Annotated in this window: 27 protein-coding genes; 11 read left to right on the plus strand and 16 right to left on the minus strand. The window is 60.6% G+C overall.

Annotated elements, in window-relative coordinates; all coding sequences use genetic code 11:
* Positions 1-9: 9 nt before the first annotated feature.
* Entirely contained in the window at positions 10-1,194 is a 1,185-nt protein-coding gene (locus JL39_RS01445; protein ID WP_052182573.1) for an alanine racemase, read from the plus strand.
* 123 nt (positions 1,195-1,317) lie between these two features.
* Here JL39_RS01445 and JL39_RS01450 read toward each other — a convergent pair whose 3' ends face one another.
* The 6 genes from JL39_RS01450 to JL39_RS01475 form a co-directional block, all read right to left on the minus strand.
* Positions 1,318-3,216, minus strand: a complete 1,899-nt coding sequence (locus JL39_RS01450; RefSeq protein ID WP_037145452.1) for a VWA domain-containing protein — start codon at positions 3,214-3,216, stop codon at positions 1,318-1,320.
* Positions 3,217-3,226: 10 nt separating this feature from the next.
* Positions 3,227-4,039 (minus strand): CbbQ/NirQ/NorQ/GpvN family protein, encoded by an 813-nt coding sequence (locus JL39_RS01455; protein ID WP_037145453.1) that lies wholly within the window; start codon positions 4,037-4,039, stop codon positions 3,227-3,229.
* A gap of 60 nt (positions 4,040-4,099) precedes the next feature.
* Entirely contained in the window at positions 4,100-5,446 is a 1,347-nt protein-coding gene (locus JL39_RS01460) for a nitric-oxide reductase large subunit (RefSeq protein WP_037145454.1), read from the minus strand.
* Between the two features lie 21 nt (positions 5,447-5,467).
* Positions 5,468-5,920 (minus strand): cytochrome c, encoded by a 453-nt coding sequence (locus tag JL39_RS01465; RefSeq protein WP_037145455.1) that lies wholly within the window; start codon positions 5,918-5,920, stop codon positions 5,468-5,470.
* A 255-nt stretch (positions 5,921-6,175) separates the two neighbouring features.
* Positions 6,176-6,448 (minus strand): cytochrome C oxidase subunit IV family protein, encoded by a 273-nt coding sequence (locus JL39_RS01470; protein ID WP_037145456.1) that lies wholly within the window; start codon positions 6,446-6,448, stop codon positions 6,176-6,178.
* Between the two features lie 15 nt (positions 6,449-6,463).
* Entirely contained in the window at positions 6,464-7,009 is a 546-nt protein-coding gene (locus tag JL39_RS01475) for a cytochrome c oxidase subunit 3 (RefSeq protein ID WP_348270549.1), read from the minus strand.
* Positions 7,010-7,130: 121 nt separating this feature from the next.
* Here JL39_RS01475 and JL39_RS32055 point away from each other — a divergent pair, with 121 nt between their 5' ends.
* Together JL39_RS32055 and JL39_RS01480 are read left to right on the plus strand one after the other, a co-directional pair.
* Positions 7,131-7,286, plus strand: a complete 156-nt coding sequence (locus tag JL39_RS32055; RefSeq protein ID WP_200883902.1) for a hypothetical protein — start codon at positions 7,131-7,133, stop codon at positions 7,284-7,286.
* 10 nt (positions 7,287-7,296) lie between these two features.
* Positions 7,297-7,980 (plus strand): NnrU family protein, encoded by a 684-nt coding sequence (locus tag JL39_RS01480; RefSeq protein WP_037145458.1) that lies wholly within the window; start codon positions 7,297-7,299, stop codon positions 7,978-7,980.
* Between the two features lie 58 nt (positions 7,981-8,038).
* Here the strand turns inward: JL39_RS01480 and JL39_RS01485 are convergent, their stop codons facing one another.
* From JL39_RS01485 to JL39_RS01495, 3 genes are read right to left on the minus strand one after another with little or no spacing between them, the layout of a single operon-like run.
* Entirely contained in the window at positions 8,039-8,980 is a 942-nt protein-coding gene (locus tag JL39_RS01485; RefSeq protein ID WP_037145460.1) for a U32 family peptidase, read from the minus strand.
* A 2-nt stretch (positions 8,981-8,982) separates the two neighbouring features.
* Positions 8,983-9,960, minus strand: coding sequence for a peptidase U32 family protein (locus JL39_RS01490; RefSeq protein ID WP_037145461.1), 978 nt, complete (start codon positions 9,958-9,960; stop codon positions 8,983-8,985).
* Positions 9,951-10,460 (minus strand): SCP2 sterol-binding domain-containing protein, encoded by a 510-nt coding sequence (locus JL39_RS01495; RefSeq protein ID WP_037145462.1) that lies wholly within the window; start codon positions 10,458-10,460, stop codon positions 9,951-9,953. Before JL39_RS01495 ends, JL39_RS01490 begins: the two co-directional genes overlap by 10 nt.
* A gap of 291 nt (positions 10,461-10,751) precedes the next feature.
* On the opposite strand from JL39_RS01495, the gene JL39_RS30375 reads away from it, so the two are divergent.
* Positions 10,752-12,905, plus strand: coding sequence for a methyl-accepting chemotaxis protein (locus JL39_RS30375; RefSeq protein WP_052182574.1), 2,154 nt, complete (start codon positions 10,752-10,754; stop codon positions 12,903-12,905).
* Positions 12,906-12,935: 30 nt separating this feature from the next.
* Here the strand turns inward: JL39_RS30375 and JL39_RS01505 are convergent, their stop codons facing one another.
* From JL39_RS01505 to JL39_RS01520, 4 genes are all read right to left on the minus strand, one after another.
* Complete coding sequence (locus JL39_RS01505; protein WP_037146033.1) at positions 12,936-13,409, minus strand: hemerythrin domain-containing protein; 474 nt, start codon at positions 13,407-13,409, stop codon at positions 12,936-12,938.
* A gap of 44 nt (positions 13,410-13,453) precedes the next feature.
* The gene (locus JL39_RS32345) at positions 13,454-13,729 is read right to left on the minus strand and encodes a DUF6522 family protein (protein WP_037145465.1); all 276 of its coding nucleotides are present in this window, start codon (positions 13,727-13,729) and stop codon (positions 13,454-13,456) included.
* A 60-nt stretch (positions 13,730-13,789) separates the two neighbouring features.
* On the minus strand, positions 13,790-14,452 hold the full coding sequence (gene ric, locus JL39_RS01515) for an iron-sulfur cluster repair di-iron protein (RefSeq protein WP_037145467.1): 663 nt from the start codon (positions 14,450-14,452) through the stop codon (positions 13,790-13,792).
* Between the two features lie 103 nt (positions 14,453-14,555).
* Positions 14,556-16,067, minus strand: coding sequence for a UbiD family decarboxylase (locus tag JL39_RS01520; RefSeq protein ID WP_037146036.1), 1,512 nt, complete (start codon positions 16,065-16,067; stop codon positions 14,556-14,558).
* 209 nt (positions 16,068-16,276) lie between these two features.
* Between JL39_RS01520 and napE the strand changes: the two genes are divergently transcribed.
* The 5 genes from napE (at position 16,277) to JL39_RS01545 (ending at position 20,687) form a co-directional block, all read left to right on the plus strand.
* A complete protein-coding gene (gene napE, locus JL39_RS01525; RefSeq protein WP_052182575.1) occupies positions 16,277-16,468 on the plus strand; it encodes a periplasmic nitrate reductase, NapE protein in 192 nt (63 codons plus the stop codon).
* A 282-nt stretch (positions 16,469-16,750) separates the two neighbouring features.
* The gene (locus JL39_RS01530; RefSeq protein WP_037145468.1) at positions 16,751-17,038 is read left to right on the plus strand and encodes a chaperone NapD; all 288 of its coding nucleotides are present in this window, start codon (positions 16,751-16,753) and stop codon (positions 17,036-17,038) included.
* On the plus strand, positions 17,013-19,517 hold the full coding sequence (gene napA / locus JL39_RS01535; protein WP_037145470.1) for a periplasmic nitrate reductase subunit alpha: 2,505 nt from the start codon (positions 17,013-17,015) through the stop codon (positions 19,515-19,517). The genes JL39_RS01530 and napA overlap by 26 nt, the downstream gene beginning before the upstream one ends.
* Positions 19,518-19,564: 47 nt before the next feature.
* A complete protein-coding gene (locus JL39_RS01540; protein ID WP_244446826.1) occupies positions 19,565-19,978 on the plus strand; it encodes a nitrate reductase cytochrome c-type subunit in 414 nt (137 codons plus the stop codon).
* 4 nt (positions 19,979-19,982) lie between these two features.
* Entirely contained in the window at positions 19,983-20,687 is a 705-nt protein-coding gene (locus JL39_RS01545; protein WP_037145475.1) for a NapC/NirT family cytochrome c, read from the plus strand.
* An 87-nt stretch (positions 20,688-20,774) separates the two neighbouring features.
* Here JL39_RS01545 and JL39_RS01550 read toward each other — a convergent pair whose 3' ends face one another.
* The 3 genes from JL39_RS01550 to JL39_RS01560 form a co-directional block, all read right to left on the minus strand.
* Positions 20,775-21,146 carry a response regulator gene (locus JL39_RS01550; RefSeq protein ID WP_037145476.1) on the minus strand — a complete coding sequence of 124 codons (372 nt, stop codon included), beginning with the start codon at positions 21,144-21,146 and terminating at the stop codon, positions 20,775-20,777.
* A 91-nt stretch (positions 21,147-21,237) separates the two neighbouring features.
* A complete protein-coding gene (locus JL39_RS01555; RefSeq protein WP_037145478.1) occupies positions 21,238-21,879 on the minus strand; it encodes a response regulator transcription factor in 642 nt (213 codons plus the stop codon).
* A complete protein-coding gene (locus JL39_RS01560; RefSeq protein WP_227705816.1) occupies positions 21,872-23,482 on the minus strand; it encodes an ATP-binding protein in 1,611 nt (536 codons plus the stop codon). Before JL39_RS01560 ends, JL39_RS01555 begins: the two co-directional genes overlap by 8 nt.
* 342 nt (positions 23,483-23,824) lie before the next feature.
* On the opposite strand from JL39_RS01560, the gene JL39_RS01565 reads away from it, so the two are divergent.
* Both JL39_RS01565 and JL39_RS01570 read left to right on the plus strand, forming a co-directional pair.
* Complete coding sequence (locus JL39_RS01565) at positions 23,825-24,343, plus strand: DNA starvation/stationary phase protection protein (RefSeq protein WP_037145481.1); 519 nt, start codon at positions 23,825-23,827, stop codon at positions 24,341-24,343.
* 23 nt (positions 24,344-24,366) lie between these two features.
* The gene (locus tag JL39_RS01570; RefSeq protein WP_037146040.1) at positions 24,367-25,338 is read left to right on the plus strand and encodes an alpha/beta hydrolase; all 972 of its coding nucleotides are present in this window, start codon (positions 24,367-24,369) and stop codon (positions 25,336-25,338) included.
* The last annotated feature ends 109 nt before the right edge of the window (positions 25,339-25,447 follow it).

The following is a 25,447-nucleotide window of genomic DNA, read 5'->3' on the forward strand; positions in this document are numbered from 1 at the left end:
GAGGGCGCCATGCACGACCCATTGAATGTTTCAGCCGATGGGACGCGGAAAGCCTTTGCCGGCGCTGAAGACCTGCAAACACCCTGCGTCGTGGTCGATGAACCGCGGCTCGACGCCAATATCGCCCGCATGCAGTCGATCGTTGGTAGCCGGGTGGAACTGCATCCGCATATCAAGACGCACAAATCGGTGGCGATCGCCCGACGACAGCTTGCGGCCGGAGCCCGCGGCATCACTGCCTCTCATGCCGCCGAAGCCGCCGTTTTCATCCGGGCGGGCATTTCGCCGGTCACCGTCGCCTATCCGATGATCACGCCGGGGCAAGTCGCGGGCCTCCTGAAGCTCGCGGCCGATCGCGATGCGGAATTGCGCTTCATCGTGGATAGCAGCTTCGGGCTTGATGTCCTGGAACAGGCCGCGGTCGAGACGGGCAGGGCAGGCGGCGTATTCCTCAAGGTCGATGTCGGTCTGCACCGCTGCGGTGTCGATCCGGAGAACTCCGAAAGCCTCGTGCTGGCGGACAGATTGGCACGCTCGAAGCACCGCTTCATGGGGCTACTCTCCCATGCCGGACACGCCTATGGCGCCGGCAATCCGGACGGCGTCCGCAAGGTAGCGGCTGACGAACGCGAGACACTGCTGCGCTTCCGCGAGGCCTTGCGTGGCAGGGGGATCGACGTGCCGCGCATCTCGATCGGCAGTACCCCGACGATGCTCTGCAATGACGGCTTCGAGGGCATCGACGAAGCCCGGCCCGGCAATTACGTCTTCCTCGATCTCACCGCCGTCAGGCTCGGAATCGCCACGCGCTCGGAGATTGCGCTGGCGGTCGCGACAACGATCATTTCGGCCAATCGCGACGTCTATATCATCGATGCCGGCTCGAAGACGCTGAGTTCCGATCTCGGTCCCCACAGCGTCGGTACCGGCACTGCCTTTGGGGAAGCCTGGTCGGATGAGCTTGAAACACCGTTGATCGTCACGCGGCTCTCCGAGGAGCACGGCATGGTCGCGCGCGGCGCGACCGATCTTGCGATCGGTGACCGGCTGCTCATCTATCCGAACCACTCCTGCGTCGTCGTCAACCTGGCTGCCGGCCTGCACCTTGTCGGCGGAGGAGAACAGCGTCGGCTGGCCATTGATGCCGCCGATAACCGCATACGCGCACAAGGCGAAGGCGAAGATCGGGATTAGCGTTCGAGGTCTATCGGAACAGAACGGCAGACCATTTCGATAAGCGGGACAGGCGCTGGTTCAGAGTGGAGAGGTGGAGGTTCGGCAATCCGCCGCGGCCGAACCTCCGCGCGGCCGGGTTCTCTAGCCCGTCAGGCCGCGATAGATGGCGGGCAAGGCCGCCGGCAGTTTCGAAATGTTTCCGACAACCGCATAGCCGTTGCGGCCGAACATCGTCGGCAGATAGGATTTTGCGTCCTGGTCCACCGTCACGGCGAATACGTTTACACCCTGGCGACGCGCTTCCTGCACGGCGCGGCGACTATCCTCCAGCGCGAAACGGCCCTCGTAGTGATCGATGTCGTTCGGCTTGCCGTCGGTCAGGACGAGAAGCAGGCGCGTCCGGTTGGGGCGTTTTGCCAGTTCGGCGGTCGCATGTCTCATGGCGGCTCCAAGACGTGTGTAATATCCGGGCTTCAGCCCGGCGATACGATCCTCGACACCCGGAGAAAGCCGCTCATCGAACCCTTTCACGGTCTCGACCCGCACCCAGGAGCGGCGCCGCGACGTGAAGGTCAGGATGGAGTGATCCGTGTCGCAGCCGGTCAAACCTTGCGAGAGGACGAGAAGCGCTTCCTTCTCGACGTCCAGGACCCGCCGGTTGTCGATCCATGCGTCGGTGGAAAGGGAGACGTCGACGAGTATGGTGACCGTAAGATCGGGGTTGCGCGGCTGGCTCGTGATGTGAATGCGGTCCGTGCCCTGTCCACCGGCCACGAGGTCGGTCCGGCGCCGGACAACCGCATCGAGATCGAGCTCCGCTCCGTCAAGCTGTGATTTGAGGAGTTCCTGGCGAGGGCGCAGGATCTCGAACTGCTTGCGCACCTTTCTGACCAACGCCTTCGTGTCGTTCGACATGGAAAGGCGATCGCCGGAGACCGCCACCGGAACGGCAAGAACCCGGCAATGGTTCTTCAGATAGGCGGCCTTCCGGTAATCCCATTCGGGATAGGTCAGATCGGCGGCGATTTCCTGGAGGTCGACCATTTCGGGCGGAAGGTCGAGATCGAAGCGGAAACGGGATGAGGGACGTTCCCGCCGATGCCCGAGGACCATCTCGTCGAGATCCTCGGCAGCCTTTCCATCCTCATCGGGCGTGTCGTCGGTCGGCCGGTCGATATTGACCATTTCGGCCATCGCCAGGATCTTTTCGAAACGGTTCAGGATGAAGGGGCTCCGGTCGGAACGCTTCTCGTCTTCACGCTCCCGTTGGGCGGCAAAGCGGCGTCCTCCATTCGACCCTTGCGGATCGCCGAGCGGGGCTTCCGAATCCGTGGCCGAGGAGCGGCTTTCCTCCTGCTGGAAGAATTCCGGCCAGAGCGGCACATCCATCATCGGCTGATAGCCGGGCGGGGCATGGTGCGGGAATATCGCTTTGGGCAGATCGTCGGGCAGGCCCGCGCCGGTGCGAAGAAGGCTGACGATCCTGTTTTCCAGAAGCTGTTCGACCGCCGGAAGCTTGCCGCGATGGCGTTGCGCAAGTGTTGCCGCGCAAAGGCGTCGATAGGCCGGACGCAGCCCAGGGAAAGCGGCCAGGGCGGCTTCCACGTTGATCGTGGAAAGGTGCAGCCGCTCAAGATCGCGGATAAGGGGATCGGTCGACGTGGGCTGTGCCTCCGGCAGCATGGCCACGGCGGCGGTCAACCAGATGAACAGCTCGCGGTTGAAGCTGCGATCGGGAAAGAAGTCGATGACCTCCGGCAGCATTGCCCGTGCAAAATCCCGGCCGGACCGGGCAAGCCGCTCCTCGCCCAGCCCGACGAGCTGGCGAAGCTTGAGGCGATGTTTGGATGTGCGCTGATGGGCCGCAACGAGCTGGACGGCGTGATCGCCGCCGAAGCCGCGGAAGCAGGAGGCGAGCATCGGCTTGATCTCGTCCAATGCGACCGCGTGCTCCGGATATCGCGGCGTGCTGCGCGTCTGGCCGACCAGCCGATGCCAGGCCTTGCCGACGGTTTCTTCCAGTTCGAGGAAGTCCAGCATTGATCTGTCCTCAAGCTACGACCGCATTTGCGACTTCGAACAGCGCCGCCCGCACATCCGGATCATCTGTCAGTGGCTCGATCAGGGCGGCACGGATCGCGTCACGCGGCTTCAGGCCGCTTTCGATGAGCGAGGCGCAATAGACGAGCAGGCGCGTCGAAACGCCTTCTTCGAGATCGTGTCCCTTGAGCGCCCGCAGGCGGTGGGCGAGGGTAACCAGCGGCACGACATGCCGCTCCGCAAGGCCGCTTTCTGCCGCAACGATTGCAACCTCCTGTTCCCGAGGCAGGAAATCGAATTCGATAGCGATGAAGCGCTGCTTGGTCGAAGGCTTCAACGTCTTGAGAATATTCTGGTAGCCGGGATTATAGGAGACGACCAGCATGAACTCCGAGGGGGCCTCCAGCACTTCTCCCGTTCTTTCGAGAGGCAGGATGCGCCGGTCGTCCGTCAGCGGGTGGATGACGACGGCGACATCCTTTCTCGCCTCGACGATCTCATCGAGATAGCAGATGCCGCCGCCACGGACCGATCTCGTCAGCGGCCCGTCGACCCATACGGTCTCGCCGCCTTTCAGAAGAAAGCGGCCGGTCAGATCGGCCGCCGTCAGATCGTCATGGCAGGAGACGGTGGAGAGCGGCAATTCGAGCCGTTCCGCCATATGGCTGACGAAGCGGGTCTTGCCGCAGCCGGTCGGGCCTTTCAGAAGAAGCGGAAGCTGCCGCTTCCATGCCGTCTCGAACAATTCGCATTCGTTTCCTGCAGGAACGTAATGGGGAACCTGCCCGGCATCTGCGGTTTTGACCTGAGGGTTCGCGTTCATTGGGGTGTCCTTGATCTTTAGAGGGGGAGCAGCTCCATCGGGAGATGGAGCCGCATCGCATCATTCGGCTGGCTGGATGCTTGCGCTGCCAGCAAGGTTTTTCTCGCGGCCAGGGACGAACAAGGCCCAGAGGAACATCAGCGCGGAGATCAGCACGAAGACGCCCGAGCCGAGGCGGATCCAGTAGAAGATCGCCAACTGGTCCTGGACATCCATATAGCCTTCGCCCAGGACGCGCTGGAGATGCACCTGAAGGACACCCGCAAAGGTCAGCGCGAAGGTCATCACCGACATGGCCGTGCACATGATCCAGAAGCTGACGATCGAAAGCCACTGGTTGTACGGGCTGCGACCCCGGATTTCCGGAACCGCGTAGGCCATGACGGCGAGGTTCAGCATGACGTAAGCGCCGAAGAAGGCGAGGTGGCCATGGGCCGCGGTGACCTGCGTGCCGTGGGTGTAGTAATTGACCGACGACAGCGTATGCAGGAAGCCCCAGACGCCCGCTCCGAAGAAGGCCATGACCGAGCAGCCGATCGACCAGAGGAGCGCGGCGCGGTTCGGATGCTTGCGGCCGGCCTTCCAGGTCATCACGAACGTGAAGATGACCATGGTAAAGAAGGGCGCCACTTCAAGCGTCGAGAAGAGCGAGCCGATCCACTGCCAGTAGCCCGGCGCGCCGATCCAGTAGAAATGGTGGCCGGTGCCGAGAATGCCTGAGAACAGGGCAAGCCCGACGATGACATAAAGCCACTTCTCGACGACTTCGCGGTCGATGCCGTTGAGCTTTATCATCAGGAAGGCGAGGACCGAAGCCATGATCAGTTCCCAGACCCCTTCGACCCACAGGTGGACGACATACCACCAGTACATCTTGTCGAGAGCCAGATTGGCGGGGTTGTAGAAGGCGAACAGGAAGAAGATCGCGACACCCCAGAGGCCGAAGATCAGGATGTTCGTGACGACGGTCTTGCGCCCCTTCAATACCGTCATGGTGATATTGAACAGGAACATCAGGCAGACGACGACGATGCCGACCTTGATGATGAAGGGTTGTTCCAGAAATTCGCGGCCTTCATGGATCTTGAAGAGATATCCGACGACGGCCACCGCCGCGGCGCCCAGGAAGATCCAGAACTGGGCGATGGCGAGTTTCGGACTATATAGTTCCGTCTCGGCCTCCTCCGGCAGGAGATAGAAGGTGGCGCCCATGAAACCGATGAGCAGCCAGACGATCAGCGCATTGGTGTGCACCATGCGCACGATGTTGAACGGCAGAAGTTCGGCGAGCGTATTCGGCAGGACGTAGATGGTGCCTGCAAGCACGCCGAACAGGACCTGAGCGATGAAGAGGCCGAGCGCGCCGTAGAAATACAGCATTGCGACCTTTTGCGTCTGATATTTCATGTGTTTTTCCTTCCCGTCAGATCAGCCGGCATCGTTCGGCGGCCAGTTCTGGGTCTTGATCTTGCTGGTCCATTCGAGGAAGTCGGCCAGATCGTCGAGTTCCTGTTCCGTCAGATTGAACTGCGGCATCTGCCGCCTGCCTTCGATTCCGCTCGGCTGTGAGGCCATCCATGCTTTCAGGGTGGCGCGGGCGGTGTCCGGGTCTGTATCGCCGCCCCAGCGCTTCCACACATTGCCCACTTCCGGCGCGAAATAGGCGCCTTCGCCGAGAAGGGTGTGGCAGTTGATACAGGAGTTTTTTTCCCAGACGTGTTTGCCGCGCGCGACGGAATCCGTCAGCGTGGCCTCGTCCGTGGAGGTGGTTCGCATGTAGTAGTGGCTGTGGGCGGTGAGCCCCAGAAAGATTGCGAAGAAGAACGCGGAGCCGCCGTAAAAGACGTTGCGTGCCCCGGTCTTCGTGAGGCGTTCTGCCATCCTGATGTCCCCTATGTGCGGATGCCTTTGGCAAATTCGGGAATCGAGCCGCGGATGCGGACGATGACCCGTGGAGCTTCTATGCGAGGATTCCGGGATGGGTTCTTTGCGCTTTCCCAAACAAAAAGTCGGAGCTTCGAGAGACCGCAATCTCGAAAGGCGAGGGCCGGCTTTCCTTGGCACCCGGTAGGGAGCAATGACGGCCGCGCCTGCGGTCAGGGCACGCGCCGGCTTGAGAGGGGAGCTCAGGTTTGCCTAGAGAACAGCCGCCAGCACGGCCTTGCCCAGGGAGAGAGCCGCGAAGAAGGTCGGCCAGATCATCAGCGCACGGGCCAGGAGAGGCCGGGTTCCGCGCAGGCTCATGAAGTCGAGCACGATGAGCCGCACTTTCGCGACCGTCATGACCAGGATGGCCGTGAACGCGATCATCGGGATCGCCTCCTGCTTCCACTGGGCCGCGATCAGCGCGCCAACGATGCCGAGCATCAAGACCCAATTCGCGCTGCCGAAGAGTTTCGAATCGTTCATTCCGGCCTCCCGACCCTAGCTCAGGTAGATCAAGGGGAACATCACCAGCCAGACGATGTCTATGACATGCCAGACGGTCGTCAGGATGACGATTGTCGAGCGCTCCAGTCTAATCGCCGCCAGCACGAAAAGAGCCGCTACGAAAGCCACATGCGCCAGGTGGAAGCCGGTGATGAGAAAATAGAGTTCGAAAAAGGTTTGAAGATTCTCATCGCCGGCAGCGGTCCATTCGGAACTGTACTCGACGAATTTCAACGCCACGAAGAGGAAACCCAATGCCGCGGCGAGCAACAGGGAGAGGCGCTGTCGGCGGGGTTTGTCCTGAGAGTTCGCCGCAAGCGCGGCCTGCCAGCTGCTCGCCAGGAGCACGACGGTGTTGAATCCTGCCAGCCGAGGTGTGAGGTGGAGCTTTGCAAGCGCAAAGCTTTCCGGGTGAAGCATCGACATGACGAGATAGCCGATCAGCAGGATACCGAATGCTGCAAGCTCCCCCCATACCAGTACCCAGAGAAGAAGGTCGCTGCCTTCGTCCGCCTCGTCGGTCGCCGGGATTACCGCCATTCTCATGTCTCCGTTATTTTCGGGGCCGAAGATGAAGGCAAATCAGGCGCCGCTCTTTGTCATATCGCAAAGAAACGAGAGATGGAGGGCTTAGGATCAGGGCAAAACCCAAGGATCTGTCATGTCTGACGCTCAAATCGGCCTCGTGATGGCCGCTCCGATCATTGTCATATTCGCCATCGCACTGAAGCGCATGGGGGTGCTGCAGGGGTACAGCTCGCTGGCGGCTGTTGTCTTTTCAGTTGCCATTGCCGGCGTTCTCTTCTGGCAACAGTAGCAGTCCTGCCATGCCGGAGTTCCTTTTGGCGTTTACGGCGTTCGTCGCCCTGCACTCCATACCGGCGGTGCCGCGGATCCGTGGCACGCTGATCGGATGGATGGGGCACGGAAGTTATATCGCCGCCTATTCCGTCGTTTCCACCGCGGCTCTTGCCTGGCTTTTCCTTTCCGCCCTGAGCCTCGATTACGTAGAAGTCTGGCAGCCGGAGCCATGGCAGGCCTGGTGCACGCTCCTGCTCTCGCCGATCGGGCTGTTCCTGGTTCTGGCCGGCCTTTTCAGCCGGAATCCCTTTTCGATTTCGTTCAGGAAGAAAGGCGAACCGGACGCCATCGTGGCCGTGACGCGCCATCCGGTTCTATGGGGTTTCCTGTGCTGGTCGATCGGGCATATCCCGCCCAACGGAGATCTGCGTTCGCTCCTCCTGTTCGGCGGCTTTTCCGTCTTCTCCGCCGGCGGGTTCCTCATGCTCGAAAGAAGGGCGCGTCGCGCATTCGAAACCAGATGGCCGGTGGCCTCTTCGCAAACCTCCGTCATTCCGTTCGCAGCAGCCATCAAAGGTCGAGCCAGGCTGAGGATCGACAGGCCGATGGCCGCGGCCATGCTTTGCACCATCGTGCTCGTCTTCTGGCTTCTTGCGGAAGGGCATGCCGCTCTGATGGGCGCGGGTCCGCTTGTTTTCCTTCGTGCTTGATCACGCCCTGACGGGACGTGCTTCAACCATCGCTTCGGTCGCCCATTGCTTAGCCAGATTAGTCCAGGCCCACGCCATGGGCCGTATTGCGGGCACGTGCGACCCATGCAGCTCCTTCGCGCGCATGATGAAAACCGTTCGAAAGCGGGGCCATCGGATAGATCTCGCGCAGCAGCGCGATCGCTTCGTCTGCATCCAGCGTGTCATCGAGCACGGCGCGATAGAGCTTTGCGACCGCCACCATGTCGCAGTCCTGGGGCGACAGGCGGATTGCCGAAACGCCGCATGCGGAGAGGCTTGCGAGTTCACCCAGGAGCGCCTGACAGGTATGGGAAACGGTCTGCACCCCATTCAGGGCGAGGAAAGACTGACGGTCAAGGGTTTTCACCGGCAGGCCGTCCGGGTCTTCTCCGCACACGAACTGGCAATTGTCCTTGATCCTGCCCTTGGATCTGGCATGCGCGCATCGCGCCGAAATCGCGAGCGGCATTCGGCCGAAGGCGAACACCTCGAATGCGATCCGGGGGCTGTCGGCAATGATTTTCTCGACGGATGCGAAAGGCAGTTCCGGCGGCAGACAGATCGCGGTCGCACCGCGGTCAGCGAGCAGTTTGGCCGTCGCTGCATTGTAGACATTGACCAATGGGCCGATGCTGTGAGGCCTGCCGTTCAGGAGCCCCAGGGCGGAAAGGTCGTTGGCTTCGATCAGATGCTCGCTGTCGGAAACGAGTTCCCGGATCTGACGGCTTTCCCGCTCCAGCGTGACGAGCGAAAGCGTCGACAGAACCACATTCTTTCCGGCCGCTTCAAGCCGCTCTATTACCTCGGCGATATGGGGTTCGATGAAATGTTGGCGTTTGGAGCAAACGGTCTCGCCAATCACCACGCGATCCACCGGCGCTTCGTCGGCGATGCGGAAATTAAAATCGCGCCATTTGGGGCCATCCCAAAGATAATAGACAGGTCCCATCGTCAAGGAGGGCGGGACGGTGCGGCTCATGCTCATCTCCAGCGCTTCTCATAGGCGCCAGACGTGGTCTTCTGGCCTTCGCTCAGGTTACGCAGGCCGGCAAGCAATGCGGCTCGCTTGGCAGGATCGGCCGACAACACCCTCTTCAGGGTCGACACGACCTCGGCGACATAGGCCTTGCCGCGCTGGCGGCCTTCGATCTTCAAGGCGCTGACACCCGCGGCGGCAAGCGCATCGATCTCGCCCATCACGTCGAGAGAAACCGGGTCCTCGAAAGCATAGGCGCGACTGTCGGCGATATCGAAGCGGCCCTTGCACAGAGTGGGGTAACCGGCCGCTTCGCCGGCGGGGAAGCGATTGATGGTATAATCACCAAGCTCCGAAACCAGCTCGTTGCCTTCCTGACGGTAACGCACATGACTTGCCGGCGAGCAGACGCCGTTCATGTTTGGCGATTTTCCGGTGGCATAGGAGGACAGAGAACAGCGCCCCTCGGCCATGACGCAAAGCCCGCCGAACACGAAGACCTCGATCTCGCAACGAATCTGCGGTGCAATGCGGGCGATGTCGGCGATGGTTAGCGTCCTCGGCAGGACGACCCGTTTGGCATTGAACGCATCGACCAGAAAATTGATCGCATCCGCGTTCGAGGCGGAAGCCTGGACCGAGACATGCAGCCGCTGTTCGGGATAACGCTCCGTCACATGCGCCATCAGGCCGAAATCCGCGAGGATCAAGGCATCGGCGCCAAGCGCGACCGCGTCGGCGGCAGCGCGATACCATATCTCTTCGTTCCCGGCGCGCATGAAGGTATTGAGGGCAACAAAGGTCTGCGTGCCGTGGCGACGGGCATAATCGATCGCCGTGCGCAGTTCGTCGCGACTGAAATTGAGGCCGGGGAAATTGCGGGCGTTGGTCTCGTCACGGAAGCCGCAGTAAACGGCGTCGGCTCCTGCATCGACGGCCTCGCGGAAGGCCGCGGGCGTTCCGGCGGGGCAGATCAGTTCCATGCGGAGACCTCATCGGCAAGTGCACGACGGCGAATGCCTTCAGCCAACTTTCCGAAAACCGGAGCGAGAGGACCGGCGAGGGCGGACAGGTCACGCGGCAGGTCGATGTCGGCGTCGTCGAGCGCATTCCGCATCGCAAGCATGGCCTCCATGTCTCCTGTGATGGAAAGGTCGCGCGAGAAGAACAATGCATCGGCATCGCAACGGCCTTCGAGCAGTGCAAGCAACATGAAGAACGGCCCTTCCACCGAGGCATCAACCGCGCTCTGCATTGCCGACTTTCTGATGACGCAGATCGCCGGCCGGGCCGGCTCCACGATAAAGGCGAGCGGCAGGTCGCCCGGCAGAAAGGCGAAGCGTTTCGCCTTGTGCTCCCCCAGCCGTTCGAAGAGATCCGGATGCTCCTTCAACACCCGCTGGAACAGCATTCCCGTCGCTCGTTCAATCGCCGCAAGCGGCATGTAGTTCAGGGGAATGGCGAGCAAGCGGGGAAATTCCATATTGACACATCCTGCTGAAATGCGGGCCTAGGCTATCGACTGCAGGAGAGGCGGTGTTTGAGCTAGCGCAAAGACAAACGACAGTTCCGGTCGAACGGGTTCGGGCTCATGGCCGTGCTGATCCGCAAGCAAGATTTGCCAATGGGGTGCGGATAGTTTTGCCCGGCGGCTCAATGCCGGATTGTTTGCGCTGCGGCAAAGAGGCGAGCGGCGCGTATGGTAGCATAAAAAGGCCGGGAATGAATTGCGGCATTTCGGCATGAGGCCGGCATCGCTCCGGAACCGTTGTTCATGCGTTTGTCTGATGTCGCAATCACCAGGAGAATCCTGCTCTCCGTCTGTATTCCGCTTCTTCTCGCCACCGGGCTTTCCTATGACAGGATCGACAGCGGCCTCAGCACCTACCGTGACACCGCGCATCTGGTCGACGTCACCGAGTATATCTCCAATGTCGGAGAAGCCGTTCATCAACTGCAGATCGAGCGCGGGGAGAGTGCAGCGATCCTTGGCGGAAAAGCCGCAGGCGCCGGGGAGCACCTGAAAAAGGTACGGCTGGAATCCGATCAATGGATTTCGGTTGTCGCGCAAGCGGATCTCGGCGGCCCGACGATACGGCGCGAGGATTTTCAGGCCTTGACCGATGTCCGACGGAGAATCGATCGGATCGGTATGACCTCGGATGAAAGCAGCACGTTCTACACCCGTCTGATCGGACAATTTCTCGCGATACCGCGTACTCTGGCGGCACAGAATACCGACAGCGGGCTTTCAACGGAGATCGCCGCCTATAACCAGCTCTCCCAGGCGAAGGAGTTCGCGGGGCAGGAGCGGGCACTCGGCAATGCCGCGATCTCGTCGGGGCATATCGATGCTGCAGCGCTTCTGAGGCTTTCCCTTCTCTATGGCAGCCAGTCGATATTGCTCGAAGGGTTCAAGGTGAACCACCCGGACCTCGCCCAAGATATCGAGGCAGTTCGTCCGGACAGCGATACGATGCTTGCGTCGATGCGCCAGCGGTTGCTCAGCTCCGGCACGGATGCGGATCTGTCGAGCTGGAACGCGGCACAATGGCATAAGGCGGCGACCGAACGCATCAATGCTCTACGAGTAATCGAGAAAAAGATCCTGATATCCCTGCGCGAAAAGGCAGCGGTTCTGGCGCAGCGGGAATTGGAGACTCTCGTAACGATGGGAACGGTCCTGGCGCTGGCGATTGCGGCAGCGCTTGCCTTGTCGACATCGATAGGCCTGGGCGTCGTCCGTCCGCTCAGAAAACTCACTGAAGCCGTGCAGCGCCTGGCCGAAGGCGAAGTCAGTGAAGCGTCAGTTGCGGCCGATACGAAGGATGAGATCGGAGCACTGGCTCTTGCCGTGCGTCACGCAATCGAGGCTGCCAGGGAACGGGCGGAGCTTGATCACCGGGAGCAGATGCGCCGTGCTGCGGAGAGGCAGAAAGAGGCCGAGCTCATCGAGCAGGAGCGAGCCGCCCGGTCCCGCGAACTCGAACATGCCTTGCGGCAACTGGATGGCGGGCTCAAGGCGCTCGCCAGCGGCAATCTTGGCCATCGTATCACCGAGGAACTGGCATCCAATCTCGAACCGCTCCGGCTGACATATAATCAATCGGTTCAAACTCTGGAACGCCTTGTCTTCCTTGCCGGCAGCAACGCCAACTCGATCAACGATGCCTGCACCGATCTGCACGAAGCGGCCGACGACCTCGCCCGCAGGACTGTCGGCCAGGCCGCGGCTCTGGAAGAGGCCGCCGCGGCGCTGGAAGAAGTGGCAACGGCGGTGAAAATGTCGGCTAGCGGCGCCGAGGAGGCAAAGAAGTCGGTGGGGATCGCCAATTCCGATACATCCCAGGCCGCAAAGGTCGTCGCCGACACGGTTGCTGCCATGCAGGAGATTGCCAAGTCTTCCCATCAGATCGGCCAGATTATCGGGGTCATCGATGAGATCGCGTTCCAGACAAATCTCCTGGCCCTCAATGCCGGCGTGGAAGCTGCCCGGGCCGGGGAGGCTGGAAAGGGATTTGCCGTGGTTGCTCAGGAAGTGCGAGAACTCGCTCAACGCTCTGCAACGGCGGCACGCGAGATCAAGGCTCTTGTTGCGAGCGCTTCGAGAGATGTTTCCGGCGGAGTCGCCCTGGTCGGGCAGGCGGGGGCCGCGCTCGACGGTATCGAACGCCACGTCCGGATGATCAACCAGCAGGTCTTGGCGATCGTTCAATCCTCGGCCGAACAATCGGTGGCCCTTGCAGAAATCACGTCGACAATCAGCCAGCTTGACCAGATCACGCAGCAGAACGCATCGATGGTCGAGCAGACAAACGCAGCCACCCAGTCTCTCGCAAGCGAGACCGAGAAACTGAGGGCACAGCTCGGCGCGTTTCAGACCGGAGAGGAGATAGGCTCCGATATTGGAAGACGTGCCGCGGCGTGAGGGGAACTCGTATCGCGGAGGCGAGCCTGGCTAGGCGAGAACTTCGCGACCTTCGGCCTCCGCGACCAAAAGTGCTTCGATGATCAGTTTTTCGGAAAGAACGTGTCTGCGGACGCTTTCCAGGAAGCCCTGGAGCATGTAACGAACGGCCTGTTCAGGCGGGATGTCGGGCCTTTCTGCCATCGCTTTCAGCGTGAGCGATACCTCCTCGCAGGTCAGCACGTCGCAGCGGTGCTCGGCTTTCAGTCGCTCGATCAACGTGGCGGCGAAATGCGAGCCGGCATTCCTGTCGAAATCCGGGAACAGGATTCGTTCCTCCACCTGATGCGTCTGCTGCAGAAGCGGAATCATGATCTGCGACGCGCGCAGGCAGGCGTCGCGGTCCACGTCCGACGGGAGCGCAAAAGCTATCTCTTCCAGGACGAGGCAAAGCGCCATGAGAGCTTCGTGGTTCCTTTCGAGCTGGGCGAGAGCATGCGTGTTCAGGTTTGCGTCTGCAGGCATATTCATTCCCTCATTGTCACCAGGAACTGGAGGTTGCATCAGCGTCAGGGCCCGCGAACCCGGCCGCCTCCGCGAACGAATGTCATGGCTTCGTCCCGGACCTCGCCTTCGTTGCTCAGGATGGCGCGCCACAGGCGGTTTCCAAGGCGAACGCTGAGGCGGCAGGTCCCGATGTCCTCAGCTTCGCCACGCTCCACCATGCTTTTCACGAGACCTTGCCGGATTCTCTGCCGGAAGTCTTCGCCTGATAGCCCGAACCGACCGGCGAGCTCACCGGATTCCAAGATGAAGTCCCCGTTTGGGCCCCGTTCGATATGCATCGCTTTTCCTTCGTCGATGATATTGAGGCGGGATCTACCGCTTCAACGCGCTTTGACATTCTACGACACGGTTTCAAACCTTGGGAACAGCACTTCGTTTTCGAGATGCATATGGACGACAAGGTCGTCGGTGAATTTGCGCAATCCCGTATAGAGCGCCGTCCAGGATCTGCAGGCACCTTCCGGCGGGGCAAGGCTGTGCGTCACATGCTCGATGGCCTGCAGATGCTGTGCTTCATCTTCATGCTCGTGCCGCATTTCGGAGATCGGATGGGTGATCATCGGGCTGCCGCCGCGCTGCATCATCGGAAAGAGCACCTGCTCCTCCCTTTTCATATGGCCTTCCAGATCATCCCGCAGCCTCGTCAAGGTTTCTGAAAGTCCGATCGGCGCGGAAGGGTGAGCGGCATGCACTCGCTCGACTTTCTGGGCCAGAGGGATAAGCCAATCGAGCTCTTCGCGATGCGCGGCGTGATACCTGCTGAGGATGTGCGCAATCAGGGCCAATGTTTCCTGCGGCGCATCCCGTCCCGATGCCTGCTCGAGGGCCTCCAGATCGGCGATCAGGGCGGCCGGCGCAAGACCTGCCTGTTCAGCCGCCATGGACAGAGGTATGTCGCCGCCGCAGCAGAAGCTGATACCGTGACGGCGAAAGATTTCGGCGGCACCCGGCAGTTCCGTGGCGAACGCGGCGACCGTCTTGTCCGGGTTAATTCCACTCATGATGTGCTCCTCGTCGATGATGATTTCAGGATTGCGGTGAGGCCGGTTTTTGTTCTCTCGCAGGTGCCGCTCGCAGCTCGAAGCTCTGCAAATGATCGGGTTGTCATGGCGAGACCCCGCCGAGGCCGAGGGACGCCCACATGCGGTCGATCTTTCCCACGACTTCCGGGGACATCTGGAGAACCTGTCCCCATTCCCTCGCTGTTTCCGAACCGATCTTGGTCGTGGCATCCAGCCCCAGCTTGCCACCGAGCCCAGGCTGCGGAGAGGCAAAATCGAGGTAATCGATCGGGGTTTTATCCACCATCATGAGGTCGCGGCCGGCATCGAAGCGGGTGGAAAGCGCCCAGATGACATCCGGCCAGCTTCTGACGTCGATGTCGCGATCCACCACGACGATCAGCTTGGTATAGCTGAACTGCGGCAAGATCGACCAAAGGCCCATCATGATCCGCCGTGCATGCCCCGGATAGCGCTTGTCGATCGAAACGACCATCGCCCGATATGAACAGGCCTCCGGCGGGAGCCAGAGATCGTGGATTTCGGGGAACTGGCGCTTGACCAGCGGGATGAAGAGCTCGCTCATGGCTTCACCAAGCGTGGACGGTTCATCCGGGGGGCGACCGGTATAGGTGGAGAGATAAATCGGATTGCGGCGCATCGTGATCGCCGAAAGGGAAAGAACAGGAAAGGCCTCGGCGGCGTTGTAGTATCCGGTGTGGTCTCCGTAGGGGCCCTCTTCGGCCACTTCGGCAGCGGAAACCAAGCCCTCCAGGACAATTTCCGCCTCTGCGGGAACCGGAAGCGGCACAGAGAATGCCGGCGCGATCTCCTGCCGCCTGCCTTTCAACAGACCGGCGAAATTCAACTCGCTCAGATTCTCCGGCAGCGGCATGACGGCAGCGAGGATTGTTGCCGGATCCGCACCGATGACGACCGCCACCGGCATGTCGCGGCCGAGCGCCTGCCACATACGGTGGTGTCTCGCGCCACCCCGATGGGCCAGCCAGCGCATGATCAGGCGGTCCTTGCCGAGCTTCTGCATCCGGTAGATGCCGATATTGATATCCGTCGGGTCGTCCGGCGCGCGCGTGATCACCAATGGCCACGTAATGAGGGGGGCGGGCTCGCCGGGCCAGCACGACTGGATCGGCAACCGGTCGAGATCGATTTCCGTGCCTTGCCAGACGATCTCCTGGCAAGGCACGCGAGATGTCGAACGGGAGTTCAGGGCGAGGGCGGCTTTCAGAAGCGGAAGTTTCTGCCATGCATCACGGACCGATTTCGGCGGCTGCGGTTCACGCAATTCACTCAGGAAAGCGGCAAGTCCCGAGATGCCGCCTGCCTCAAGCCCGAGGCCCCATTCTATTCTCTCACGTGTCCCGAACAGATTGGCGAGGAGGGGGATCGGCTTGACGTTGCCGGAAGCATCGACCGGCTTTTCGAAGAGCAGCGCAGGCCCCTGATCCACAAGAACCCGGCGATGAATTTCGGTGATCTCATGAACCAGCGATACGGGTCGAGATATCCGCTTCAGCCGCCCTCTGCTTTCCAGAAAGGCAACAAAATCCTGAAGATTGGCGTAGCGGCGGGGAACTGGGACATCGGCTTTCATCCCCGCCAGATTCAGAAGAAAAGAACAGATGTCTTTGCGCTTGCGCAAATAGGCCAAGGCAAAGAGATGCAGACCGGGAGTGACAGGAAGCCCTCTGCTTTTCAATGCATGCATTCGGCAACCAAAAGGCGATGCGCATTTCATTTTTGGCTTTTTTTTGAGCGATTCAATGTTAGATTGCATAGCAAGTGCGCAGCATGGAGGATTGATTGGTCAATTTTTCCACCGAGCAACTGAAGGATGGAGCGCCAAAATCCCGCAGGCGCGCTGAACTTTTAACGTTTGTCATCCTGGCCTTTGGCATCTGGCCTATCGTCGCCGTTGGCGTGGTCGGCGGATACGGCTTCCTGGTCTGGATGTACCAGATCATCAGCGGCCCTCCCGGTCCCCCCGGTCATTGAGGCTCGTCATGCAGGATCGTCGCCTCACCCGATACCGTATCCTGCCAGACAGGATAACGTCAGACACGGGCGCCCGACCTCGAGGTTTTGGCCCCCACCCGTTCCATGCAGACACGGGATTCGGCGTCCTGGCCGAACGATGTCCTGCCGAGGTTATCGGCGCCCGACCGGCACGCGGTGACCTCCTCCTTCCGGATAACGACAACGAAGCCGTCACCGGTGGCAATGCATGCAAGGCGTCTGCCCTGTCGGCGCGATGCGCGTGGAACAGCGGGATATCCGATGTCTGAAGGGAAGCAGCGCTACTACGTGTCCAGCGCGGTGATCGTGATGAAGCCGCAGGACCAGGAACGCGTTCGCCGGGCAATATCCGAGATGAGCGGTGTCGAGGTCCACGGCGTTCAGGACGGCAAGATGGTTGTCGTCATCGAAGGTTACAGCAGCGGCCAGCTGGGTGCGGCTTTGTCGGCAATCTCGGCGATTGACGGCGTGGTCGCCGCGAACATGGTTTTTGAACATTCCGAAGAGCAAGAGGGTATCGCAGATGAAGGGAGAACTGACGCGGCGTGATCTCATCAAGGCGCATGCGGCAGGCATTGCCGCTGCGACCGCGGGGATCGTCCTGCCGGCAGCCGCTCAACCTGTTCCGGGCGGCGTGGAGGCGCTGGAGATCAAATGGTCCAAGGCGCCCTGTCGTTTCTGCGGAACGGGCTGTGGCGTCATGGTCGGCGTCAAGGAGGGCCAGGTTGTCGCCACCCATGGCGACATGCAGGCGGAGGTCAATCGCGGCCTGAACTGTATCAAGGGTTACTTCCTCTCCAAGATCATGTATGGCGAGGACCGGCTTACCCAGCCCTTGCTGCGCAAGCGGAACGGCCAATACGCCAAGGACGGCGAATTCGAGCCTGTCAGCTGGGACGAGGCCTTCGACGTGATGGCTGAGCAGTGCAAGAGGGTGCTGAAGGAAAAGGGGCCGACCGCTGTCGGAATGTTCGGCTCCGGCCAATGGACCATCTTCGAAGGTTATGCCGCGACCAAGCTGATGCGGGCGGGGTTCCGCTCCAACAATCTCGACCCCAACGCCCGGCACTGTATGGCGTCCGCGGCCTATGCGTTCATGCGCACCTTCGGCATGGACGAGCCGATGGGCTGTTATGACGATTTCGAAAACGCAGATGCCTTTGTGCTCTGGGGTTCGAACATGGCGGAGATGCATCCGATTCTCTGGACGCGTGTGGCGGACCGGCGGCTCGGCCACGGCCATGTCAAGGTTGCCGTGCTTTCCACCTTCACCCATCGCAGCATGGATCTCGCCGACATACCGATCATCTTCACGCCCGGGACGGATCTCGCCATCCTGAACTACATCGCAAACCACATCATCACCAGCGGCAAGGTCAACGAGGAGTTCGTCCGCAACCATACGACCTTCATGAAGGGCGTGGACAATATCGGCTATGGCCTGCGCCCCGAGGACCCGCTGGAACTCAAGGCCACCAATGCCGGTGATCCGACCAAGACGGAGCCGATCGATTTCGACGCCTTCAAGAAATTCGTTTCCGACTACACGCTCGAAAAAACCGCCGAACTGACCGGGGCCGATCCCGGCTTTCTGCAGCAGCTTGCCGAACTTTATGCCGATCCGAACCGGAAGGTCATGTCGCTCTGGACCATGGGCTTCAACCAGCATGTCCGCGGGGTGTGGGCCAACCAGATGGTCTACAATCTCCATCTGCTGACCGGCAAGATTTCCGAGCCTGGAAACAGCCCCTTCTCGCTCACCGGCCAGCCGTCCGCCTGTGGAACGGCTCGAGAAGTCGGCACCTTCGCGCATAGGCTGCCTGCCGATATGGTCGTCACCAATCCCGAGCACCGGCATCATGCGGAAGAGTTGTGGAAGCTTCCTGAAGGGCTGCTTCCCGACAAGCCGGGTTATCATGCCGTCCAGCAGGACCGAATGTTGAAGGACAGCAAGCTCAGCTTCTATTGGGTGCAGGTCAACAACAATGTCCAGGCAGCCCCGAATACCAAGAACGAGACCTATCAGGGTTACCGCAACCCGGACAATTTCATCGTCGTCTCCGATGCCTATCCGACGATCACGGCGATGTCGGCCGACCTCATTTTGCCCGCCGCCATGTGGGTGGAGAAAGAGGGAGCCTATGGCAATGCCGAGCGCCGCACCCATGTCTGGCACCAACTGGTGCAGGCTCCGGGCGATGCGCGGTCCGATCTTTGGCAGATAGCGGAGTTTTCAAAGCGCTTCACCACCGACGAGGTTTGGCCCGCGGATATATTGGACAAGCACCCTGATTATCGTGGCAAGACACTGTTCGAGGTGCTGTTCCAGAACGGACAGGTCGACCAGTTCCCGCTGAGCGAGATCGACCCGGACTATGCGAACAACGAGGCCAAGGATTTCGGCTTCTACATACAGAAAGGGCTGTTCGAGGAATATGCCTCGTTCGGGCGCGGTCACGGCCATGATCTCGCGCCCTATGACCGCTACCATCAGGAACGGGGCCTGCGCTGGCCCGTCGTCAACGGGCAGGAGACCAAGTGGCGCTATCGGGAGGGCTACGATCCCTATGTGAAGCCGGGCGAGGGCGTACGCTTCTACGGGCGACCGGACGGCAAAGCCGTGATCCTTGCCGTTCCCTATGAACCGCCCGCCGAGTCCCCCGATGGTGAATACGACTTCTGGCTGGTGACCGGCCGCGTGCTCGAACATTGGCATTCCGGATCCATGACCATGCGCGTGCCGGAATTGTACAGGGCCTTCCCCGGCGCCCGCTGCTTCATGAATGCCGACGATGCCCGAAAGCGGGGCATCAATCAGGGCGCCGAAATCAGGATCGTCTCCCGGCGCGGTGAAATCCGGTCCCGGGTGGAAACCCGCGGGCGCAACCGCATGCCGCCGGGCGTGATCTTCGTGCCCTGGTTCGATGCCAGCCAGTTGATCAACAAGGTCACGCTTGACGCCACCGATCCCATCTCCAAACAGACGGATTTCAAGAAATGCGCAGTCAAGATCGTTCCAGCCGTCTGAGCTTTGGTTCCTTTCGAATCGTAGTCACGGCCTTTGCGGTCGCGTTCATGGCGACGCTTGCCGCAGCCCAGATGGTCCCGCAATTGTCAGGCCCGCCGCAGGCCATGGAGACGGTGCCCGCCCGCTCGATGCCCAAGTGGAACGTGGACGACATACGCAAGATGCGGGCATACCCCGATCAGCCTCCGGTCATTCCGCACTCGATCGAAGGCTATCAGTTGTCGGTCAACACGAACCGCTGTCTTTCCTGTCACAAGCGGGAGTTCACGGAAGGGGCGGGCGCACCGATGATCAGCGTCACCCACTACATGACGCGGGAGGGACAGATGCTCGCGGACGTTTCGCCGCGCCGCTATTTCTGCACGGCCTGCCATGTTCCCCAGGCGGAAGTGAATCCGCTCGTCGGCAACACGTTCCGGGACATGAGCCAGATGGGTGTCGAGCATCTGGGGGGCAAATAGGGTGATGGGACGGATAAAAAATCTTGCGGCGTGGATATGGAAGATCCTCAGCACTCCGGCGGGCACTCTGAGCCTTGCCTTCCTGACGCTTGGCGGTTTCGTCGGCGGGGTGATCTTCTGGGGCGCGTTCAATACCGCGCTGGAGCTGACCAATACGGAGAAATTCTGCACCGGATGTCACGAGATGCAGGCGAACGTCTACGAGGAACTGACCCGGACGATCCATTTCTCCAACCGATCCGGCGTGCGCGCCTCCTGTCCCGATTGCCATGTGCCGCACGAGTGGACCGACAAGATTGCCCGCAAGATGCAGGCTTCCAAGGAGGTCTGGGGCAAGATCTTCGGCACCATCAACACGCGCCAGAAATTCCTCGACGAACGTCTGCGGCTTGCGCAGCACGAATGGGCGCGGCTGAAGGCCAACGACAGCCTCGAGTGCCGCAACTGCCATTCTTCGATAGCCATGGACCTTTCGAAGCAGACCGAACGCGCCGCGGATATCCACACGCGATATCTCCTGAGCGGGAGGGCGACCTGCATAGACTGCCACAAAGGCATCGCTCACGAATTGCCGAACATGCAAGGCGTCAACCCGGGATGGCAGATGCCAAAGGAACTGGAAGGCGAAGTCCTTCCCAGCGCTTCAGCGGTGGATGACCTGCGGCGGGCGATGGATCAAGCCCACTCCGGCCTGGTAAGCATTGAATGAGTGAAAAGGGCCTGGTTCGTCTGCGCTCTGAGCGCCGAGCGGACCCCCTTTCAAATTGGATACCTGTTAAGAAGCGACGGCGTATCTTCAGTGCTTCAGCGCCTGTTCCAGACACCGCACCAATTGATCGAAGTCGACTGGCTTGCCGAGAAAGGCAAAAGCGCCGCCGTCAATCGCAGCCGCCCGCGTTCGTTCGTCGCGGTAGGACGTCATGAAAATCATCGGCGGCTTGGGCGCATTCTGCGAGTTCAGCACCGCCTGCAATTCGATGCCGCTCAGGCCTGGCATTTTGACATCCACGAGCATGCAATCGATCGCCGCGCGATCATCATCGGCGAGGAAAGCTTCCGCCGAGCTAAACAGTCGGCTCCTGTAGCCGCATGACAAAACGAGATCGTCAAGGGCTTCGCGGATCGACTGATCGTCGTCAACGATTGCTATGACTGGTTTTCTGGACAATTTTTTGGGCCTTGCGACATCAATTCAACTGCCCATCGTATACGACTTACAGAAAGGGCCTTGTACCATACAAGTGTCTAGGTTTCTGAATTCAAAGCCCCAGCAACTCGGCCTTGCGCACCAGATCCGCCACCGAGCGCGCCTCCATCTTGCGCATCACATTGCCGCGATGCAGCTTGACCGTGATCTCGCTGATGCCAAGGTTGAAGGCGATCTGTTTGTTCATCAGGCCCTTGACCACGGCCGCCATGACTTCATGTTCGCGGGGCGTCAATGTACTGGCCAGCTTGGCGACAGCATCATTGGCCGCAGATTGCAGGCGGACTTCCCGATCCTTCTGGAACGCCGCCGCAACGGCATCGAGAATGTCCTGGTCCCGGAACGGTTTGGCGAGGAAATCGACCGCGCCGGCTTTCATTGCGCGCACGCTCATCGGTATGTCGCCATGGCCGGTCATGAAAATGATCGGCATCTGGTTCCCGAGCTTTTCCAGATGAAGCTGGAAATCCAGGCCATTGGCGCCAGGCAATCTCACGTCGAGCAGGATACAGCCTGGTCGTTTGAGATCGGCATTATCGAGCAGGTCCTGCGCGCTTTCAAAGGATGTCGCATCCGTGCGCGTCGAGAGGAAAAGATCGACCAGCGCTTCGCGTATCGAGGGGTCGTCATCAACGATGTAAACGACGGGTGTGTTGTTTGCCGGGGCTTTTGCAGACTTCTTTGCGTCATTCATCGAGGGCCTCGATCGGTACGATCATTTCGAACAGCGCGCCGCCTTCGGCGTGATTGCTGGCGGTCAGGGTGCCGCCACGGGCTTCCAGCATACTGCGGCAGATGGCAAGGCCCATGCCGAGGCCGGTGTCCTTGGTGGTGTGAAACGGCCTGAACAATTTCGCGACGATGTCCGCGCTGAGGCCAGGGCCGCTGTCATGAATGCGCACTGCCACACTTTCCGCAGCAGCCGGTTCGATGGAGACCGAAATCCGCCGCAGCTCGTCCGGCGTCTCGCCCATGGCCTGGATGGCATTCGTGATAAGGTTGATCAACACTTGTTGCAGTTCGATCCGGACGGCACTGACGGGAGATATGTTGGATGCCGCGCGGGTCTCGAACATGATCCGGTTCCTGGCAAGCTCGCCCTCCATCAGCGCACGCGTCTCGGTGACCAGATCGACCAGCGACACCGGCTCACGAACCGGCGTCCGCTTGCCGAGCATGGACCGCGTGCTCTGGATGATGTCGCTGGCGCGCTGGCTGTCGCGCGCGATGCGTTCGGCCGAGCGGGCAACGGCATCGAGATCCGGCGGGTCACGATCGAGCCAGCGCAACAGGGTCTGGGCGTTGACCACCAGCGCAGCGAGCGGCTGGTTGAGTTCGTGGGCGAGTGACGCCGACAGCGCGCCGACGGTTGCCGCGCGCGATGCCAAAGCCAGTTCCGCCTGAGCCTCGAACAGTGCCTTCTGGGCCAGTTCGCGCTCGGTAACGTCGAGCATGCCGACGATAACGCGGTTGAAATTGGCGGGGTCTTCCGGGAAGCCGACCGTCAGCAGCACATGCTTGTGGGCGCCATCGCTGGTGATGATGCTGCCCTTGCCCTCAAAATGTGTTTCATTGTTAAAAATTGCCACGATGAGGTCAAGAAAGGTCGCATCATTCTGGGCGATGAAGCGGCGCATCGAACTGGCATTTTCGCCTCTCACATTGCCGAGCAGTTCGAGTGCCGCCGCGTTGGCGGCGACTGTCGGGATGCGGGCGATACATTGCTCGAGAAAATCGGGATTCTCCCGGGCATGAGCGCCGAGGTCTTCGACGCCATCGGCCTTGAGCGCCATCAGCATGGCCCGGACCTGCGAATAGTCGCGCTCCCAGAGAGCGACGCGGCTCTGCTCGAAAATCGTTCGGTAGCGTTCTTCGCTGCTCTGCAGGGCCATGTTAAATTTTATCAGGTCCAGGCGGGCGCGCTGATTGCGGATGATCAATGCGCAGGTGATCAGCATCGCGGCGACCGCCACTGTCAGACGCAGTGTTGCGGCGAGGTCGGCTTGCAGCCCATGGGCAACTGCATAGGAGAATGCTGCCAGGCCGATGCACATCGCCGTCAGCAGCAGCGTTCCCTTTTCCGTCAGGGTTTCTGCCGACAGAAGCAACGTGATGACATAGAGGGTCGCCAGCGCGCTATGGATGTCGGTGAAAGTGTCGAGATAGAAAACCGTCGCTGTAAGGACAACAGCGAACGAAAGAATGCCGATCTCATGGCGTGCCGGCAGACGCCGTTTCGGGTTCACAAGAGCGAGCGATCGCAATGCTTTCCCCCACTTGGATTTCAATGGCACCATCAAGCCATTCCGGTCGATAAAAAGCAAACGCAATGTCGAATATTGCCATGCAAACTCAATCTCATACGTCCTTAAAAGAAAGGCCATCCCAGGTGGCTGGGATGGCCTTAACCGGATCGCGACATCCGAGGTTCAGGGGAGGGGATGCCTGAACCGTCAGGGCCATGGTGCCCAGCCTGTCTTCTTGGGAGGGGATCGAAGACGCATCATGTGTAGCTTCAGCGGTCGCCTGGCGAAACTATACCAAGGTGTGGGTTCGCCTAGCCAAGCATTGGATACTGTGGTCTGGCGTCGTCGTCTAAAAAGTCTCCAACAGCCTGCACACCCCCAATGGAGACAGTCATGGACCGCACGCTTACTGAGAAACACCGCAAGTCACCGCTCGCAACGCCGACAACTCTGAGCTCTAATGCAACAACGGATATCGCCGGTGCATTGACCGCGCTGCTGGCGGATGTCTTTGCGCTCTATCTCAAAACCAAGAATTTTCATTGGCATATGAGTGGGCCGCATTTCCGCGACTATCACCTGATGCTCGATGAGCAGGGTGAGCAGATCTTTGCGATGACCGACGACGTCGCCGAGCGGGCTCGCAAGATCGGCGGCACCACACTTCGCTCGATCGGCCATATTTCCAAGGTGCAGCGGCTCCTGGACAATGACGCCGATTTCGTGACCCCGGCGGATATGCTGGCCGAGCTCCGCGACGACAACCTCACACTGGTCTCGCTGATGAAGGCGGCACACGATCTTTGCGATGAACATGGCGACATCGCCACGGCGAGCCTGATCGAAAACTGGGTGGACGAGGCCGAGCGTCGTGCCTGGTTCCTGTTCGAAAGCACTCGTGGCGCCGAATGAGCGCCCGGATTTCGGACAAGCCGATGACATATGAATTTTCTCTCTCGCGCCGGCAGGTCCTGCTGACCGGCACCACCCTTTCTCTGGCTTTGGCCATGCCGGCCCTGGCTTCGGAAAAGAAGACCTCCCCCAACCCAGAAGGAATTGAACCCATGACCCATAATTTCGTGACCACCAAGGACGGCGTTGAAATCTTTTACAAGGACTGGGGTCCGAAGGACGCGCAGCCGATCGTTTTTCACCATGGCTGGCCCCTGTCGTCCGACGACTGGGATGCCCAGATGCTATTCTTCGTCAATCAGGGCTACCGTGTCGTGGCCCATGACCGCCGCGGCCATGGCCGCTCGGCCCAGGTCAGCGACGGTCATGACATGGACCATTACGCCGCCGATGCGGCTGCCGTTTTCGAGCATCTCGACCTTCGCAATGCCGTGCATATCGGCCATTCGACCGGCGGCGGCGAGGTTGCGCGCTATGTCGCCCGGCATGGCCAGCCGCAGGGGCGCGTTGCCAAGGCGGTTCTTGTCAGCGCCGTTCCGCCCCTGATGCTGAAGACGGCTGCCAATCCTGACGGCACACCGATCGAAGTGTTCAATGGTTTTCGCGCAGCGCTCGCCGCCAATCGCGCCCAGTTCTACATCGATGTTGCCGCCGGCCCGTTCTATGGCTTCAACCGGGAGGGCGCAAAGATCTCGCAAGGGGTGATCAACAACTGGTGGCGCCAGGGCATGATGGGCAGCGCCAAGGCCCATTATGAGGGGATCAAGGCCTTCTCTGAGACCGATCAGACCGAAGACCTGAAGGCGATTACCGTCCCCACGCTGGTGACCCAGGGTGATGACGACCAGGTCGTGCCTTACAAGGCAGCCGTGGAGCTTCAAGCCAAGCTCATCAAGAACAGCACACTGAAAATCTACAAGGGCTTTCCGCACGGGATGCTGACCACGCACGCCGACGTGATCAATCCGGACCTGTTGGCCTTCGTCAAGGCATGACGCAGAGGTTTGGCCGCGGCGGAATACCGCCCCGGCCATCTCGAACCGCCAGCCGCCCGCACGCTACCGCATCGGACGTGGTGTTGGCGAGCGTCCCGTCCGCCGGCTT

It is taken from the genome of Rhizobium sp. YS-1r, from assembly GCF_000757525.1.
GTDB lineage: Bacteria > Pseudomonadota > Alphaproteobacteria > Rhizobiales > Rhizobiaceae > Neorhizobium > Neorhizobium petrolearium.

Bases quoted from the DNA above. Each gene is read 5' to 3' on its own strand.
- JL39_RS01445 (WP_052182573.1), top strand. From the start codon at position 10: ATGCACGACCCATTGAATGTTTCAGCCGATGGGACGCGGAAAGCCTTT.
- JL39_RS01450 (WP_037145452.1), bottom strand. From the start codon at position 3,216: ATGCTGGACTTCCTCGAACTGGAAGAAACCGTCGGCAAGGCCTGGCAT.
- JL39_RS01455 (WP_037145453.1), bottom strand. From the start codon at position 4,039: ATGAACGCGAACCCTCAGGTCAAAACCGCAGATGCCGGGCAGGTTCCC.
- JL39_RS01460 (WP_037145454.1), bottom strand. From the start codon at position 5,446: ATGAAATATCAGACGCAAAAGGTCGCAATGCTGTATTTCTACGGCGCG.
- JL39_RS01465 (WP_037145455.1), bottom strand. From the start codon at position 5,920: ATGGCAGAACGCCTCACGAAGACCGGGGCACGCAACGTCTTTTACGGC.
- JL39_RS01470 (WP_037145456.1), bottom strand. From the start codon at position 6,448: ATGAACGATTCGAAACTCTTCGGCAGCGCGAATTGGGTCTTGATGCTC.
- JL39_RS01475 (WP_348270549.1), bottom strand. From the start codon at position 7,009: ATGGCGGTAATCCCGGCGACCGACGAGGCGGACGAAGGCAGCGACCTT.
- JL39_RS32055 (WP_200883902.1), top strand. From the start codon at position 7,131: ATGTCTGACGCTCAAATCGGCCTCGTGATGGCCGCTCCGATCATTGTC.
- JL39_RS01480 (WP_037145458.1), top strand. From the start codon at position 7,297: ATGCCGGAGTTCCTTTTGGCGTTTACGGCGTTCGTCGCCCTGCACTCC.
- JL39_RS01485 (WP_037145460.1), bottom strand. From the start codon at position 8,980: ATGAGCCGCACCGTCCCGCCCTCCTTGACGATGGGACCTGTCTATTAT.
- JL39_RS01490 (WP_037145461.1), bottom strand. From the start codon at position 9,960: ATGGAACTGATCTGCCCCGCCGGAACGCCCGCGGCCTTCCGCGAGGCC.
- JL39_RS01495 (WP_037145462.1), bottom strand. From the start codon at position 10,460: ATGGAATTTCCCCGCTTGCTCGCCATTCCCCTGAACTACATGCCGCTT.
- JL39_RS30375 (WP_052182574.1), top strand. From the start codon at position 10,752: ATGCGTTTGTCTGATGTCGCAATCACCAGGAGAATCCTGCTCTCCGTC.
- JL39_RS01505 (WP_037146033.1), bottom strand. From the start codon at position 13,409: ATGCCTGCAGACGCAAACCTGAACACGCATGCTCTCGCCCAGCTCGAA.
- JL39_RS32345 (WP_037145465.1), bottom strand. From the start codon at position 13,729: ATGCATATCGAACGGGGCCCAAACGGGGACTTCATCTTGGAATCCGGT.
- ric (WP_037145467.1), bottom strand. From the start codon at position 14,452: ATGAGTGGAATTAACCCGGACAAGACGGTCGCCGCGTTCGCCACGGAA.
- JL39_RS01520 (WP_037146036.1), bottom strand. From the start codon at position 16,067: ATGAAAGCCGATGTCCCAGTTCCCCGCCGCTACGCCAATCTTCAGGAT.
- JL39_RS01530 (WP_037145468.1), top strand. From the start codon at position 16,751: ATGTCTGAAGGGAAGCAGCGCTACTACGTGTCCAGCGCGGTGATCGTG.
- napA (WP_037145470.1), top strand. From the start codon at position 17,013: ATGAAGGGAGAACTGACGCGGCGTGATCTCATCAAGGCGCATGCGGCA.
- JL39_RS01540 (WP_244446826.1), top strand. From the start codon at position 19,565: ATGGCGACGCTTGCCGCAGCCCAGATGGTCCCGCAATTGTCAGGCCCG.
- JL39_RS01545 (WP_037145475.1), top strand. From the start codon at position 19,983: ATGGGACGGATAAAAAATCTTGCGGCGTGGATATGGAAGATCCTCAGC.
- JL39_RS01555 (WP_037145478.1), bottom strand. From the start codon at position 21,879: ATGAATGACGCAAAGAAGTCTGCAAAAGCCCCGGCAAACAACACACCC.
- JL39_RS01560 (WP_227705816.1), bottom strand. From the start codon at position 23,482: ATGGTGCCATTGAAATCCAAGTGGGGGAAAGCATTGCGATCGCTCGCT.
- JL39_RS01565 (WP_037145481.1), top strand. From the start codon at position 23,825: ATGGACCGCACGCTTACTGAGAAACACCGCAAGTCACCGCTCGCAACG.
- JL39_RS01570 (WP_037146040.1), top strand. From the start codon at position 24,367: ATGACATATGAATTTTCTCTCTCGCGCCGGCAGGTCCTGCTGACCGGC.